12 protein-coding genes are annotated in these 14,447 nt (G+C 66.3%); 8 read left to right on the forward strand and 4 right to left on the reverse strand.

All coding sequences use genetic code 11. From position 1 onward, the window contains the following. Positions 1-20 precede the first annotated feature (20 nt). Complete coding sequence (locus HKW67_RS06585; protein ID WP_171224623.1) at positions 21-1,436, reverse strand: phospholipase D-like domain-containing protein; 1,416 nt, start codon at positions 1,434-1,436, stop codon at positions 21-23. A 420-nt stretch (positions 1,437-1,856) separates the two neighbouring features. Here HKW67_RS06585 and egtB point away from each other — a divergent pair, with 420 nt between their 5' ends. The 6 genes from egtB to HKW67_RS06615 are packed head-to-tail and all read left to right on the forward strand — an operon-like array spanning position 1,857 to position 8,215. Further along, complete coding sequence (egtB, locus tag HKW67_RS06590; RefSeq protein ID WP_171224624.1) at positions 1,857-3,116, forward strand: ergothioneine biosynthesis protein EgtB; 1,260 nt, start codon at positions 1,857-1,859, stop codon at positions 3,114-3,116. Then, a complete protein-coding gene (gene egtD / locus HKW67_RS06595) occupies positions 3,113-4,093 on the forward strand; it encodes an L-histidine N(alpha)-methyltransferase (protein WP_171224625.1) in 981 nt (326 codons plus the stop codon). Before egtB ends, egtD begins: the two co-directional genes overlap by 4 nt. 2 nt (positions 4,094-4,095) lie before the next feature. Further along, complete coding sequence (locus tag HKW67_RS06600; RefSeq protein WP_171224626.1) at positions 4,096-4,377, forward strand: DUF427 domain-containing protein; 282 nt, start codon at positions 4,096-4,098, stop codon at positions 4,375-4,377. Further along, on the forward strand, positions 4,374-5,786 hold the full coding sequence (locus tag HKW67_RS06605) for a mercuric reductase (RefSeq protein WP_206044627.1): 1,413 nt from the start codon (positions 4,374-4,376) through the stop codon (positions 5,784-5,786). Before HKW67_RS06600 ends, HKW67_RS06605 begins: the two co-directional genes overlap by 4 nt. Before the next feature lie 39 nt (positions 5,787-5,825). Then, positions 5,826-6,578 (forward strand): ATP-binding cassette domain-containing protein, encoded by a 753-nt coding sequence (locus HKW67_RS06610; RefSeq protein WP_171224628.1) that lies wholly within the window; start codon positions 5,826-5,828, stop codon positions 6,576-6,578. Then, the gene (locus HKW67_RS06615) at positions 6,578-8,215 is read left to right on the forward strand and encodes a glycine betaine ABC transporter substrate-binding protein (RefSeq protein WP_171224629.1); all 1,638 of its coding nucleotides are present in this window, start codon (positions 6,578-6,580) and stop codon (positions 8,213-8,215) included. Before HKW67_RS06610 ends, HKW67_RS06615 begins: the two co-directional genes overlap by 1 nt. A gap of 81 nt (positions 8,216-8,296) precedes the next feature. Here HKW67_RS06615 and HKW67_RS06620 read toward each other — a convergent pair whose 3' ends face one another. Together HKW67_RS06620 and HKW67_RS06625 are read right to left on the reverse strand one after the other, a co-directional pair. Further along, positions 8,297-8,842, reverse strand: a complete 546-nt coding sequence (locus HKW67_RS06620; RefSeq protein ID WP_171224630.1) for a DUF427 domain-containing protein — start codon at positions 8,840-8,842, stop codon at positions 8,297-8,299. Between the two features lie 42 nt (positions 8,843-8,884). Then, positions 8,885-10,021: a serine hydrolase domain-containing protein gene (locus HKW67_RS06625; protein ID WP_171224631.1), complete on the reverse strand. Its 1,137-nt coding sequence runs from the start codon at positions 10,019-10,021 to the stop codon at positions 8,885-8,887. 220 nt (positions 10,022-10,241) lie between these two features. On the opposite strand from HKW67_RS06625, the gene HKW67_RS06630 reads away from it, so the two are divergent. After that, positions 10,242-11,639: an NAD-dependent succinate-semialdehyde dehydrogenase gene (locus HKW67_RS06630; protein WP_171224632.1), complete on the forward strand. Its 1,398-nt coding sequence runs from the start codon at positions 10,242-10,244 to the stop codon at positions 11,637-11,639. Positions 11,640-11,684: 45 nt separating this feature from the next. On the opposite strand, the gene HKW67_RS06635 is transcribed toward HKW67_RS06630, so the two are convergent. Further along, positions 11,685-13,265, reverse strand: a complete 1,581-nt coding sequence (locus tag HKW67_RS06635; protein ID WP_171224633.1) for an FAD-dependent oxidoreductase — start codon at positions 13,263-13,265, stop codon at positions 11,685-11,687. 167 nt (positions 13,266-13,432) lie between these two features. On the opposite strand from HKW67_RS06635, the gene HKW67_RS06640 reads away from it, so the two are divergent. Then, entirely contained in the window at positions 13,433-14,434 is a 1,002-nt protein-coding gene (locus HKW67_RS06640; RefSeq protein ID WP_206044628.1) for an NAD(P)H-quinone oxidoreductase, read from the forward strand. Positions 14,435-14,447 lie beyond the last annotated feature (13 nt).

Consider the following 14,447-nt stretch of genomic DNA (forward strand, 5'->3'; position numbering starts at 1 on the left):
TACCTTGCCAGCCGACGCAACTACGCTTCGTCCGACGTCTCGAACTTCTTGCGACGACCCGACGCGGCCGTCCACTTCTTCTTCGCTGACGCGAAGAACATTTCACGCCGTCGTGTCTTGAACGCCCCTTTCCTGAAGTACGACTTCGTCCACACGTCCGCTCCGCTGTCCCGCTCGTCGAGGAACGCGCCTGTCGCATCTCCGCCCTTGGCTTCGATCTCGTTGGCGACGTCGCGGAAGTAGAAGTGCCGGAAGAGGCGATCGAACTCCGTGAGATAGATGTCCGCGATGCGGGGAACGCCACGAATGAGTAGCATGTTCTCGTCGTTGGACTCGAGCGAGTTCTTCGAGTAGTTGGCGGAACCCGTGCAGACGAGCAGATCGTCCGAGAGCGGATCGATCAGCAGAATTTTTGTGTGGATAAAGAAGATGTTTCCCTGCTTGCGGTAGTGCTCCTCACGCGCGAACCACTTGTCGAGGCTGAAGTTCTCGATGCGCACCTTCTGAAACTGCTTGTTCTTGTACATCGAGGTCTTCCCAAGCTCCGCACCATAGGCGACCACCAGATCACGGTCGCTGCGCAGCTGCGCGGATTCGGCCGCAGTCGGTCGTTTCTCCAGCATGACAAAGCGAAGAAAGCTCCGGTCCTTCGTGAGCCGCGGAAGCAGCCGTTCATTGATGCCGAATGCGCCGGTGAACATCACGCCTTCGGCCGCGTCCTCGATGCGGTTCCCATACCAGTCCAGCATGTTGCTGGAGTGTCGTGGGGAAAAGACCACGGGCACTGGTGAGGAAGGGACGAGCTCCGGTGGATGCGGAGACAGTGCGACGACCGCGTTTCGCGCCTTGGCCAGCGTCGGGTCGAGCGAGAGCGCTTCGAAATAGTCGTAGTATGCCTGCGCGACGTGGCGGTCCTCGACGATGAGTCCGACGTTGCTCTGGCCGAGGAAGCCTGATGGCGTGATGTTCGTCGAACCCGTCCACACCGCATGCGGCACGGTCTTCCGCACGCGCACGAAGAATTTGTTGTGCGGAATTTTCGGCTTGGTGCGCGGATAGAGCACCTGCTTGCCCTTCGAGCTGCGAGGGAGTTTGGCGGTGGCGATCGCCGCGCTGTTCACGTCCGTCTCGTGATAGCTGAGTCGCACGCGAACGCCTCGCTTGATCGCCGCTTTGATGGCGATCAGCACCGGCTGATACGTGAACTCGTACACACAGCCGACAAGCTCGTCGCCCTTCGGGATGCAGTCGATGAAGGCGATGCATGCCTCCGCCAGTCCGCGAGAGAGCCACTTCGTGACCGGCACATCCAAGTCGTCCACGTGGTCGGCGGGTGACACATCGCCGAACTCGCGCGAGAAAGCCTGGCTCGCGATCGCTCCGCGATTGAACCACACGCCATGGCCATCGACGACCTCCTCCGCCTCCGTTCGCACCTCGACCTTGAGAGCGTCTGCGGCGTCGTCACTCAGCGAGCCCGGCGTCCCGTACTTCGGAATGATCCGGAACAGGTACGTCGTGTCTGGTTCGGCGGTGTAGTCACTCCAGAGAAAGATCTGGATCGGGTCGGTCTGCCTTTCGTCATGCGCCAGATTGCGAAGCCCCGCAAGCCTTGCAGTCGTTTGGGACTGCAGTCCATGGCGAGGAGAATGGCTCTCGTACCGGCTATGCCTCGTGCCTGAAACCCACCACTGGTGCTGCGAGCAATATCGGAACGCATGAGTGCCTCATCGGAAGCATCGTGAGACCCCCTCGCTCCGGAACCCGACGGAACTTTGGAGCCATTTTCGGAATATGTCTCTTTCCACCGCTCTCGTCTAACGGGCGCGACCACCGACGCCTCCCTCAGGATCGCCATGGCCACGACCGCTATCGACGCCGACACGATGACCGAGCAGTTCGCGGCGGTCCGAGGCGCCACCGAGGCGCTGTGCGACCCCCTCGAGGTCGAGGATTTCGTCGTCAGCAGCATGCCCGATGTGAGCCCGACCAAGTGGCACCTGGCCCACACCACGTGGTTCTTCGAGACGTTCGTTCTTGCTCCGCATCTCCCCGAATACCGCGCGCTCGAACCGCGGTACGCGTTCCTGTTTAACTCGTACTACGTACAGGCCGGTGAGAGGCACTGCCGCGCCCAGCGGGGCCTCGTCACACGCCCCACGGTGCGCGACGTCTTCGCGTACCGTTCGTATGTGAACGATGCGATGATGACCCTCCTGGACCGCGTCGGCAACGATCCGTCGCATCCCGCCAGCGCCGTGATCACGCTCGGCATGCACCACGAGCAGCAGCATCAGGAGTTGCTGCTGACGGACATCAAGCACGTGCTGTGGACGAATCCGCTACGACCGGCCTACCGGTCGGATGCGCCGGCGCCGGCCCCAGCGACGGCGCAGGGCTGGATCCCGGTTGCCGAAGGGGTCCATGACATCGGCCACGACGGCCACGGGTTCGCGTTCGACAATGAGGGGCCGCGACACCGCGTGTACGCGCAGCCGGCCGAACTGGCGCGGCGACTGACCACGAACGCCGAGTATGCCGCGTTCATCGCGGACGGCGGCTACCGGCAGCCGGCGCTCTGGCTGAGCGCCGGCTTCGCGGCCGTGCAGGCGGAGCGCTGGTCGGCACCGCTGTACTGGGAGCTGGTAGACGGGGCCTGGCACGAGTTCACACTGCATGGCCTTCGTGAGCTCGACCCACAGGCGCCCGTGACCCACCTGAGTCACTACGAAGCCGACGCCTTCGCCCGATGGTCGGGGGCGCGACTGCCCACCGAGGCGGAGTGGGAAATCACGGCACCGGAACCGTCCGCCGTTGGCCGTTTTGCCGACTCGGGAGCGGGACATCCGTCGGCCGACGCCACCGACAAGCCCCAGCAGTGGTACGGCGACGTGTGGCAATGGACGCAGAGTGCCTATCTGGCGTATCCCGGGTTTCGCCCGGCGCCCGGGGCCATTGGCGAATACAACGGGAAATTCATGAGTGATCAGTGGGTGCTGCGAGGCGCCTCCTGTGCGACTGCCTCGTCTCACGCGCGTCGCACCTACCGCAATTTCTTCCCGAGCGATGCGCGCTGGCAGTTCACCGGCGTCCGGCTGGCGAGGGACGTCGCGTGACCGCTCCCCTCCTTGTCACCACCGATGCCGTCGACGCGCGGCTGCGGAGAGAGGTGATCGCCGGGTTGAAGGCCACCCCGCGCACATTGCCGGCGACGCTGTTCTATGATGCGCGCGGCGCGGCCTTGTTCGAAGCGATCTGTCATCTCCCCGAGTACTACCCGACGCGCACCGAGCAGGAAATCCTTTCGGCGCATGCCGGCGACTTGGCCGACTTGATCGGACCGCGGGCCGCGATCATCGAACCCGGCAGCGGTGCGGCCACGAAAGTGCGGCAGCTCCTGCGCGCGCTGGACAACCCGATCGCCTACGTGCCGGTGGATGTGGCGGAGGAACAGTTGGCGCGTGTCAGCGCCGAGCGTGCCCGGGAGTTTCCGGCGCTCCGCGTGCGCGCGGTGCTCGGTGACTATCGCGATGCCATTCCGCTTCCGCCGCTGCCGGGAGACGCACGCCGCGTCGTGTTCTTTCCCGGTTCGACGATCGGCAACCTGCAGCCGCATGAGGCCGCGCATTTCCTCCGCGACATCGCGGCGGTGGTCGGCCCCGACGGCGGCTTGGTGCTGGGCGTGGATCGCCGCAAGGACCCGCGCATTCTGCACGCCGCGTACAACGACGCTGCCGGCGTGACCGCGGACTTCAACCTCAATGTCCTCACGCGTCTCAACCGTGAGTTCCGCGGCACCTTCCACCGCGCTGCATTCCGGCACCGCGCCTTCTTCAACGACGCGGAGAGCCGAATCGAGATGCATCTCGAAGCCGTGTCCCCGCAGACGGCCCGCGTCGAGCACCTCGAATTGTCCTTCGCCGCCGGTGCGACCATTCGCACGGAAGTATCCTACAAGTACGACCGCGCTCGTCTCGATGCGGTGGCTGCGGCTGGCGGCTGGCGCGTCGTCGAGTGTTTCACCGACGCGAAAAACTGGTTCTGGGTCTGCTGGCTGGTGCCGGTGGGCGACACCTCTGAAACGAGTCTGTAGTCATGAAGGCCATCTGGAAAGGCACCGTCGTCGCCGAATCGGCTGACACCGTCGTCGTCGAAGGCAATCACTACTTCCCACTCGCGAGTCTGGATCGACAGTACGTGGTCGACAGCAGCCATCAGACCACCTGCTCGTGGAAAGGCGTGGCGAGCTATTACACGCTGCGCGTGGACGGTGCCGACAACGCGAATGCTGCATGGTACTACCCCACGCCGAAGGCCGGGGCGGAGTCCGTCGCCGGCCGCGTCGCGTTCTGGAAGGGCGTGCAGATCGAACAGTGAGTCCGCCAACCCTGGTGGACGCCGCCGTCATCGGGACCGGACAGGCAGGTCCGTCGCTTGCGACAGGCCTGGCCTCGCGCGGACTCTCGGTGGCGATATTCGAGGGCGGAGCCCTAGGGGGAAGTTGTGTCAATGTGGGCTGTACGCCCACCAAGACGCTTCGGAAAACCGCGCGCGTTGCGCATCTCGCCCGACGCGCTGCCGACTTCGGCGTGCAGGTGGGCGACGTACGCGTTGACCTCCCCGCGGCGCTCGCGCGCATGCGCGGTGTCGTCACCCGATCCCGCAGCGGCCTTGAGAGCTTGCTGACCGGAACGCCCGGTGTATCGCTCGTGCGAGACTGGGCCCGTTTGGAAGGACGCGCCCCGGACGGCCGGTTCGTGGTGCGTGCGCGAGACGCGCAGTGGCACGCCGCGCGCGTCTACCTCAACGTGGGCACGGCACCATCGTTGCCGCCGATCCCCGGACTGCGCGACGTCGCGGCGTTGACGAATGACTCGCTCCTGGCACTCAACGAGCTGCCTGCGGAGCTGGTGGTCATTGGCGGAAGTTACATCGGCCTCGAGTTGGGGCAGCTGTATGCGCGGCTCGGCAGCCGCGTAACCATCCTCGAGGCAGGACCGGCAGTGGCGTCTCGCGAGGACGCCGACGTTTCGGCCCGCATCACCGCGATGCTCGAGGCCGAGGGGCTGCACATTGTCGCGGGCGTGAAGATCTTGACCGTCTCGCGCGACGCCGACGGTCGCGTGGCGGTCACCCTGCGTCGTCCCGACGGCACTGCGGATGAGCGCGTGACGGGAACACATCTGCTGGTCGCGACCGGACGCCGTCCCTGCACCGATGGACTCGGTCTCGACACCGTCGCTGTGGCGATCGATGCCCAGGGATACGTGCCCGTGAACGGAGCACTCGAAACGTCAGTCGCTGGCGTGTTCGCTTTGGGCGACGTCAATCGACGGGGCGCTTTCACGCACACGTCGTATCAGGACTATGAGATCGTGTTGGCCAATCACAACGGTACGCCGCGCACGGCCGACGGGCGCATTACGACCTATGCGATGTACACCGATCCGCCGCTCGGGCGCATCGGCATGTCGGAGACAGAGGCGCGGCGCGCGCTCGCCGACGGTCGGCACTTTCTACAGACGACCATCGAAATGGCCGCCGTCTCCCGCGCGAAAGAAGAAGGCGAGACGACGGGCGTTATCAAGCTCCTCGTTGATGGTGACACACATCGCTTCGCCGGGATCACGATGCTTGGCATCGGGGCCGACGAGGTCGTGCAAGTGATCGCCGCGATGATGGCGGCCGACGCGCCGTACGAAGTGCTGCGCGACTTCCTGCCGGTCCATCCCACGATCACCGAATTTTTTCCGACGATGCTTGGGCGCCTCAAGCCGCTCAGTTAGCGACTCCGGGCATTTCGCCCTTCTCTTTCCTCCGCGCTCATGTCGCTCACGCTCGAAGCCCGCCACCTGGGTCACCGATATGGATCGGTCGTCGCCCTCGACGACGTCAGTTTCGTGGTGCCGGCGGGAACGGTCGCTGCGATCGTGGGCGAGAGTGGGTCCGGGAAGACGACAGCACTGCGGTGCTTCAACCGACTCGTGACTCCGGATACTGGTGACGTGCGCATCGGCGACAGCGGTGTCGAATCGGAGGCCATTGATGCGCTGCGCCGTCGTATCGGATTCGTTCCGCAAACGGGTGGACTTCTGCCGCATTGGAGTGTGCGTCGCAATGTCATGCTCGTACCGCGTCTCACGGGAATGGAAGATGGGAACACTGCTGCGTGCGAAGCGCTCCGCCTTGTGGGACTTCCCGATGAGACGTTCGGCGATCGCTTGCCGCGCGACCTCTCGGGCGGTCAGCGTCAGCGCGCGGCACTCGCCCGCGCCCTCGCCGCGCGGCAGGAAGTGGTGCTGCTCGACGAGCCGTTCGGTGCGCTCGACGCGATCTCGCGCGCCGAGATCCATGGCGTGTTCGAGACCGTGCGCGCGGCGCGCGGCTTTACGGCGCTGCTCGTGACCCACGACCTCGCCGAGGCGGCGCGGTTGGCCGACCTCGTCATCGTGATGCGCGCCGGTCGAGTGGAACAGGCGGCACCCTTTGCCGCACTGCGGGACGCGCCCGCGACGCCGTACGTGGCCGCACTGGTCGCCCGGGCGCGCGACGGCGCGCGCGCGATGGAGCCGGCGTGATGACATCCTTGCACCGCCGCTGGGCCAGAGTCGGCTCGCTGGTGACGACGGTACTCGCGGTGATGAATGCGGCGTTGAATCCGGCGGAAGCGCAGCGCGTAGCTGCGAGTGCGCTATCGCCGTCCGCGGCGCAGCGAGGGCGTGCGGTGGTCATCGCGTCCAAGCCGTTCGGCGAGTCGTACGTGCTTGCCGAAATGTTCGCGCAGCTGCTCGAGCGCCGCGGTATCGCCGTGGACCGGCGGCTGGGCCTCGGAGCCACCGAGGTCGCGTTCGGCGCGCTGCAACGCGACGCGATCGATGTCTATCCGGAATACACGGGAACCGGACTCCTCGCCATCTTGCACGACTCGCTCACCGATGCGATGCGCCGCGATCCGCGGCTCACCTTCGCGCATGTCTCGGCCGCCTTCGACGCGCGATACGGCGTGCGATGGCTGCCGCCGCTCGGCTTCCAGAACGGGTACGCCATCGCTGTGCGGCGCGAGACAGCGGAGCGGTTTGGCCTGCGCACCTTGAGCGACCTGAAAGCACACCCGGGCGAGTTCACCGGTGGCTTCACCGCCGATTTCCTCGGACGCCCCGACGGCGCGCCCGGGCTTGCCAGCGCGTACGGCCTGCGCTGGCGTGCGGTGCGACCACTCGCCCCGGCCGTGAAGTACGCCGCCCTCGTCAGCGGCGACGTCGACATCATCGACGGCTACTCCACCGACGGACTGCTCAGCAAATACGACCTCGTCACCCTCGAAGACGATCTCCACTTCTTTCCTCCGTACGAAGCGGCCGCGATCGTTGGTCCGGGACTCGTGCGCGACCGCCCTGACGCGGTCGCCGAACTGGCGCGCCTGAGCGGTCGGCTCACGGAACGGCTGATGCGCGACGCGAACCGCCGCGTGGAGGTGGAGCAGACCGAAGTGCGCGTCGTCGCCGGCGAGTTGCTCACCGCGATCGGGCTCGGCACGCTGCAGCCAACCACGAGCGCATCAGTCGACCGTGCCTCGTTCGCCGCGTACCTCTGGAGCCAGCGGAGCACGATCGCGGCCCTCACGGCTCGTCATCTCGCCCTGGTGGCGATGGCGCTCGCGGCCGCGATCCTCGTTGCCGTTCCGCTCGGTCTCGCGCTCGAACGTGCCCCGCGTGCCGCCGAGCGCGTGCTCGGCGCGCTCGGCGTGATTCAGACCGTGCCGAGCATCGCGCTGCTCGCGTTCATGATCCCGGTGCTTGGCATTGGCACCGCCCCGGCGCTCGTCGCGCTCTGGCTGTACGCGCTCTTTCCGATCGCGCGTAGCACCTACACGGGCGTGCGCACCGCCGACGCCGATGCGGTTGCGGCCTGTGAGGCCATGGGCGCGAGCCCGTTGCAACGGTTGTGGTGGGTGCGTGTGCCGTTGGCCATGCCCACGATCTTCATCGGCATTCGCACGTCGGCCGTGATCACCGTGGGCGCCGCGACGCTTGCGGCGTTCATCGGTGCCGGCGGCCTTGGCGACCCGATTGTCGCCGGCCTCGCGCTCGCCGACACGCGCATGGTGCTCTCCGGCGCGCTACCGGCGGCCGTGCTCGCGCTTGCTGTCGATCGCGTGCTCGCGCTGCTCGAATACGCGGCGACGCCCGGCTACCTGCGCCGCGCCACGCGCTGAGCATCGCGAGTCCTATAGGCTGCAGACCGTGTCTGCACGTTGACGTGCGCGCAGGGCTTCGAGCGCATTAGGGCCGCTTATCTACCAGCCGCCGCTGCCCGCTCCACCCTTCCACGGACCGACGATTTCATCGGTGACCCATCCGCCATAGAACCCGCCATCTTGCGGGCGCACGCGTTCCCCGTTTACCAGACACTCGGCGTGCGTGGGGTACAGCGCCACATGATCGCGGAGCATTTCATACGGCTCGAGTGGCGCGTCGTACGACCACGCGGCACGCTCCAATCGTACATCGCCCGCCACCACTGTCCAGTAGCGAGCGGTGCCCTTCCACTCGCAATGCGAGGACCCGGAGGCCGGCACGAACGCGGCGCGCAGAGCGTCGGTGACAGGCAGATAGAACGACGGCGGGCTGGCGGTCTCCAACAGCCGCAAGGCCTTACGCGTGCGCAGGATTTCTATGCCGCCAACGCGCACGACCACTTCGCGTGAATCGGCGACCACGCGCGGCGGGCGTGGGTAGTCCCACACCGACTCCTGTCCATCGCCTGGCTGGTGTGCGAACGGCGGACGGGTGTTTCCCGTCCACGTCCAAAGGGCCGCGGCGCGGCGAAGGCGGTCGTTCATACGGGTGTACATCCGGATACGAGAAGTTCGTGTTGTGCGGTCTCAGGGCGAGGCCGCAGCACAGGCTGCCGCCTGCAGCGCATCGTACATCAGCCCGGGGCCCTGCCAGACTTCACCGAACACCACGTCGAGGCGATTCGTGAACATCATGAGTACCAACCCGCGCTCGGGCAGCAGCACGTTGCGCACCTGAATGCCGCCAATTTCACCGCGTCGCTCAATGAGACGTACGGGTGTCGCACATCCCGCCAAGCCGGCCTCAAACGCCCACGCACCGAGTGCGGCGTAGCCGAGCTTTGGTTCACCGCGCCACAGCTCGCCTTTTGCCGCCGGCGACAGCATGGTGCCGAGCAACAGCCGATCGAAGGCCAGCAACCCCTCGAGCGTGCCCGTGAGCGCGCCCGCTGATCCAAACGTCGCCAATTCAAATGGCGCCTCCGACGTGCTGTCGGTGAGATATCCACGCACGGTTTCGCGGGCGCCGGGCGTCCATGCGGAGCCAAGCTGCCTAGCCAGCAGTTGCGACGTGGTCTTGCCCGTGCGCGCGCGCAGCAACGCCCCGAGCACGAGGTAGTCGCAGTTGTTGTATTCGAAGCGGCTGCCCGGCGCCGCAACTGGCGCACCGCTGCAGAGCCGCGCGTATGCCGCGTCGCCCACGTTGGCACCACGCTCGCGATAGGCGCGCGGCGTGCCATCGGCATCGCTCGGTCCGTCATTCAGGTTGGGAAGCCCCGACGTGTGCTGCAATAGGTGCCGCACCGTGATCTCAGCCCGCGCCCCGTCGGTGAACCCCGGCAGATACGTCGACACCGGGACGTCGAGCACGATGCGCTTCGCGTCCACCTCGCGCAGCACCAGCGCGGCGGTGATCTGCTTGGACACCGACGCGTACCGCCAGCGGTCTGAGGGCGTAATCGCGCGGCGGGTGGCGCGATCCGCCATGCCCATCGTCCGATACAGCAGCACTTGCCGCTGGTCGGCGAGCAGCACACTTCCGGAGAAGCCGACGCGCGCGAGGGAATCGACGAAGCGCGTGAACGCGATCGGCGTGGTGGTGCGGGCGGGCGTCTGCGCAGACACCGCCGTGGTCAGGGCGCACGCGGCGAGCGACGCAATACAAAGCGTGGCGCGGGGCGCGCGGATGTGTCCTGCTGGCCGAAGGAGACCGTGTCGTGGCATGGGAGTGAAACTGAACGGGCGTCGAGGTCGGTTCCATTAAGCACTGCTCCGACGCTTCCTATGGTCGCCTCCCCGACGACGAAGACTGCCGCCGGCACGCAGAGATCCCCCCGCGCGCCTGAACCTTGCATAGGTCCGATATCCGTAACCAGGACGTCGGCAGGTCCGCCATCTCTCGCGGTCCCGCCTCCACGCATAGTCCGCCATCGGAGATTCGACCGTGACACGCATTACCACGATCAACCCCGCCACCGAACAAACCATCGCGACCTACGAACTCATGAGTACGGACGCGGCCTTTGAGAAGCTGGAGGCCTGCCATAGAGCGTTCCTTCAGTGGCGAACGACTAGCCACCACGCTCGCGCGTCCTGTCTTCGCGACATCGCGAACGCCCTGCGCACGAACGCCGACGCCCTCGCCGCGGTCATGACGGCGGAGACGGGGAAATTGCTGCGCGACGGCAAGCTGGAAGTCGAGCTGTGCGCGCTGCTCTTCGAGTACGCGGCCGAACAGGGTCCCGTGCTCCTGGCCGATGAAGCGCGAACCCACAGCGGGGGTACCAAGGCGGGCGTCGTCGCCTATTGCCCGATCGGCGTCGTGTACAGCGTGCAGCCGTGGAATTTTCCGCTGTACCAACCGGTCCGCGTTCTTGCCGACAATCTGATGGCGGGCAACGGCGTGATCCTCAAGCACGCCAGCATCTGCACCGGCAGTGGGCTCATGTTGCGCGATATCTGTCTCGCGGCAGGCTTGCCCAAGGGCCTGTTCGATGTGGTGGTCGTGGACCACGACACGTCGGACGCGATCATCGCGCACCCACGCGTGCGCGGCGTCACGATGACCGGCAGCGATGCGGCGGGACGGCACATCGGCCAGGCCGCGGCAAAGCAGTTGAAGAAAACGGTGCTCGAGCTGGGATCGAATGACGCCTATCTCGTGCTCGAAGACGCCGACGTGCCACTCGCCGTGAAGACTTGCGTGATCGGTCGCCTCTTCAACAACGGCGAGACCTGCGTCTCTGCCAAGCGCTTCGTCGTCACGGCCGCCGTGTACGATGCCTTTGTTGGCGCGTTCGTCGAGCAGATGCAGGCCACCGTGATGGGCGAGCCAACCGACGAGCGCACGCAGCTCGGTCCGCTGTCGAGCAAGGAACAGTTCGACACCCTGTCCGAACAAGTCACCAAGAGCCTCGATGGCGGCGCCACCCTGCTCTGCGGCGGTGTTCCCGACAAAGGTGTCGGGTATTACTTCCCCGCGACCGTGCTGGCCAACTGCCAACCAGGGACGCCCGCGTACGACGACGAACTGTTTGGACCGGTCGCCGCGATCATCAAGGCCAGTGACGACGTCGATGCCATGCGGATCGCCAACGCGAGTCGCTACGGTCTTGGCGGTGGGATCTTTACCCGCAACGAGGAGCAGGCGTTCCGGCTCGCCCGCGACCACTTCGAGACGGGCATGGTGCGCATCAACTCCTTCGGCACAGCCGACCCCAACATGCCATTCGGCGGTGTCAAGAATTCGGGATTCGGTCGCGAGCACGGTGGCTTCGGGATGAAGGAATTCGTCAACGCCAAGGCGATTTACATGCCGTCAAGCGCACGGAGCGCATCATGAACGCCGCTATCATCACCACGTCGCGCGACACCACGGCACAGATCCTCACGAGAGCGGCGCCGTAGCAACGCTACGCTCCATCGCCCGTTCGGTTTGTAGACTCTCCTGGTCACGAAAGATCGTGGCCAGGGCCAACAGCTTGCCGTCCCGTTCATAGCGCACCGAGAGGTTGCGTTCGGCGGCCGAGCCATCGGTGTGCAGCGTGTCCCACGACTCGGCATGGCCGACGTAGCTGATCGTCATGTCGTAGTGCGCACTCCAGAAGTACGGGACGTGCACGAACGCTTCGCGCGCGCCGAGGATATTGCGCGCCGCCACCTGGCCCATGCGCTGCGCGACCACCCAGTGCTCCACGCGAAGGCGCTCTCCGCTGTGCGGGTCGGGCCAGCGGGCGATATCGCCGGCCGCGTAGATACCTGGCGCGCTGGTTTCGAGATATTCGTTCACGCGCACCCCACGGTCCATGGTGAGCCCGGCACGTTCGGCCAGGTCGAGCCGGGGACGGACGCCAACGCCAATGACCACGAGGTCGGCCGGGATGCGCTGCTGGTTGTCGAGGACGACGGTGTCGCGCTCAATGCGCAGTGGCTTACGCTCGAGGTGGAAGATGACGCCCTTCTCCTCGTGCAACGCGCGGATCGCGCCACCTAACTCCGGACCCAGGATACGTCCCAGTGGCACATCCTCGGGCGCCACCACCTGCACCGGCAGTCCGCGTGTGGTCAGCGCCGCCGCGACCTCGAGTCCGATAAAGCTGGCGCCGATCACCACTATGTGGCGCGCCGTCTTGGCCGCGGCAATGATAGCGCGGCTGTCGTCGAGCGAGCGCAGATAATGCACATGCGGGAGCTCCGCGCCTTCCAGCGGCAGTCGAACAGGCTCGGCGCCCGTAGCGAGCAGCAGGGCGTCGTAGGGGAGCGCGTCATGGCCGGTGACCTCCACCACGCGAGCCTCGCGATCGATGCGCGCGGCGGGCGCCCGCACCACCTCGATGCCATGCTCGGCGTACACGCCGTCCGGGCGCAGGGGAATCCACTCCTCGGGCGCGTTGCCGGCGAGATAGTCTTTGGAAAGGTTTGGTCGGTCGTACGGCGCGTCGGTGTCGCTGTCCACCATGGTGATCGCACCGTCGTATCCGCACCGACGCAGCATCTCGGCGCCTGCCGCGCCAGCGGCGCCGGCTCCCACGATGACCACACGCCGCACCAGCGACGCCGCCGAACTCGACGTGGACGAACGCGACGTGGAAGACGGCATGGGAAACGATGCGGCGAGTGCGCCGCGCGCCTCCTTACCCGTCACGAACACCTCATCGCCACGTCGCTCCACCGTATAACACGGTACGGGTGAGAGCGCTGGTGCGGCCAGCGCCTCGCCGGTGCGGATGCTGAAGCAGGCATGGTGCCACGGGCATCGGACGGTGTCTCCTTCCACCAGCCCTTCCGCCAACGGACCGCCGTAATGCGAGCAGGTGGCGCCGATGGCAAACGCGTCGTCGCCACGGCGCGAGAGCAGCACCGCCTCGCCCTGCGCGTGCCCCAGAAGCTGGCCTCCGTCGCTGAGATCGGCAAACGGAATGCCCTTGGAAAAGTCGGGGCCGCTCAGTGGCGTATCGGTCGTGCTCATGGCACCTCCAGTGCGGTGATTGCGTGGGGAGCATTCCTTTACAATTGGCTCGAAGTTGTCACACGGTAGTCTACGCGAAGGCCGTGCCGGCGGCACGGCGTCGGCCCGAGTGAAACGTTACCGCGCGACCGACTTGCATTGTGCGCGCGCGCGCCCAGACTCCTCGTATGACCATTCCTTCGCTCATGCGCGCCGCCGTGATTACCAGACCCGGCGGCCCCGACGTGTTGGCCGTTCAACAACGGCCGGTGCCGACACCCGGCCCTGGCGAAGTGCTGGTGCGCGTGCACGCGTCGGCGATCAATCGCGCCGACGTACTGCAGCGCTCGGGTCGATATCCGTCGCCTCCTGGCGTGCCGGCGGACATTCCCGGACTCGAGTTTGCCGGCGAAGTGGTGTTGAATGGCGCCGGCTCCACGCTCTGGTCGGTCGGCGCGCGCGTGTGCGGGTTGGTGGGTGGTGGCGCGCACGCCGAGTATCTGGTGACGCACGAACGCGCGGTCGCTGGTGTACCGGATGCCCTCGATTGGGCGCACGCGGGCGTCGCGCCCGAAGCCTGTATCACGGCACATGACGCCTTGGTGACGCAAGCGCAGCTGCGTCCTGGCGACACTGTTTTGATTCATGCCGTTGGCAGCGGCGTCGGGCTCACCGCCGTGCAGATCGCCCGTCAGCTCGGTGCGACGGTGTACGGCACGGCGCGCAGCGATGTCAAGCTGGACGTGGCCCGCGACCTCGGACTCACCGCGGGCGCCACACCGGGAGAACCCGGCTGGGTGGCGGCGGCCGCGCGTGGATGGACCGGCGGCCGTGGCATCGATGTGGTGCTCGACCTGTTGGGCGGGGATTACGTGCGAGAGAGCGTCGCCGCCCTCGCCCTCAAAGGGCGCTTGGTCCTGATCGGCACGTTGGCCGGTCTCGAAAGCTCGCTCGACTTGCGCTACATGCTCTCGCGTCGACTCACGGTGCGCGGCACGGTGTTGCGCAGCCGACCGCTCGAGGAACGCATTGCGGTCACACAGGCCTTCGCCCGTGAAGTCATGCCGTGGCTCGCCAACGGTGTGGTGCGCACGCGAATTGATGCCACGTTCCCGCTGGAGGCGTTGGCCGAGTCCCACGCGCTCATGGAAAGCAACGCAACGGCGGGAAAGATCGCCATCACCATGTAATTACCATGTAATC

It is taken from the genome of Gemmatimonas groenlandica, from assembly GCF_013004105.1.
GTDB classification, from domain to species: domain Bacteria; phylum Gemmatimonadota; class Gemmatimonadetes; order Gemmatimonadales; family Gemmatimonadaceae; genus Gemmatimonas; species Gemmatimonas groenlandica.